A 1399-nucleotide genomic window follows, 5' to 3' on the forward strand; every position below is an offset into this window, starting at 1 on the left:
ACTTCACAAGAGGCGGCGCACTGGCAGATTATGAAGCAGTTTATGCAGACGGCGAGAAGCTGCAGGCAATCTGGAGAGGTCATAAGATGGCTCACATCACCACACCGGCAGGTACAGACCTTTACATGGAAATGAACCAGATGGAGCCGATCATCGAGTGTGGTATCGCAAGAAATCCGGGCGATGCAATGGCTTGGTCCGATGGCGAAGTTTCCTTAGGACCGGTTATTGATACAACCCACGGCAAACTGGTGATTGATGGACCTATCTGCTACTATGGATGCCCGACCACACCGGTTGAGTTAAGAATCGAAAAAGGACGTATCGTAGAGGTAGTTGGCGGCGATCCGAAGATTTGTAAAGAAATCCGCCGTCAGATCGCAGAAGTTAAAGATTCCGATAACATCGCAGAGATCGGACTTGGACTTAACCCGGCTTGTATGTTCAACGGAGACTTCGAGGAAGAGAAGAAGGCAAGAGGAACCTGCCACATCGCAATGGGCAACGGCTTCTACTATGGACAGCCGGCACGCTCGACCGTACATATCGACATGGTACAGTATAATCCGACCGTTATCTTCGACGAGGGAACACCAGAAGAGGTTCTGATTGTAAAAGACGGCAAGGTTGTTTGTTTGGGCGACAAATAAAACTATTGCATCCAACTAGACAGTTCACCCCAATTATAACCATATAAATATACCTTACTGTTTTGTATGACGCCAGGAATCCCCGTTCAGCCAGTGTATCGGCTGAACGGGGATTCTTGGTGTTTTTAAGTCTGATTTGGATGTGAAGCACTGCCTCCCGAGCAAGAAAAACAGGTGACATTGAGCTGGTATGGAACTGCGGCTGGATGGTAAGCAAGCCGATGCAGGCGATTATCGTCCTGCTGTACGGCAGTACCTTATTCTACGCAATTTTCAGCGCACTGGGAATGCTTCCAGCAGGATGGTAAACCCCTTATCACGAAATATTTATAACATATTCGCAAATGGGTATATTTGTTTATAAGTGTGTGCGGGTTTGATAGTATATAGTCAAACCTCATGAGGAACAGAAAAACTAAATAAACAGCTATGAAACAGAGAACAATGACAGGCAGATAGCTTAAATCGGCTGGATGCAGAAACTGTCGAATAATAAAAAGTGAGGAGAATGAACTATGAGTGATAACAGAATTATCGAATGTATGGAACGCGCACAGTATCTTCTTGGCAACCTGATGGCTGTAAAACCGGGCGAGGAAGTTTTAATCGTAGTAGACCCGCAGACCGATGAGAGAATGATCCAGGCGATGGCAGCAGCCGCTTTAAACTGTGGCGCTGAGTACGGCGTATACATGATGCCGATTCGTGGAAAAGACAAAGCAACCATCTTCCCGAAATCCCTGGAACTT

At 46.6% G+C, this 1399-nt stretch carries 1 protein-coding gene and 1 pseudogene; both read left to right on the plus strand.

Annotation, left to right across the window (positions count from 1 at the left end):
* A partial coding sequence (locus DWX91_RS16255) for an aminopeptidase (protein ID WP_243024651.1) occupies nt 1-650 on the plus strand: 650 nt, incomplete at its 5' end.
* Nucleotides 651-1165: 515 nt separating this feature from the next.
* Nucleotides 1166-1399 (plus strand): annotated as a pseudogene (locus DWX91_RS16260) (leucyl aminopeptidase); the annotation flags it as partial.

Source organism: Clostridium sp. AF22-10, assembly GCF_003478725.1.
GTDB lineage: Bacteria > Bacillota > Clostridia > Lachnospirales > Lachnospiraceae > Otoolea > Otoolea fessa.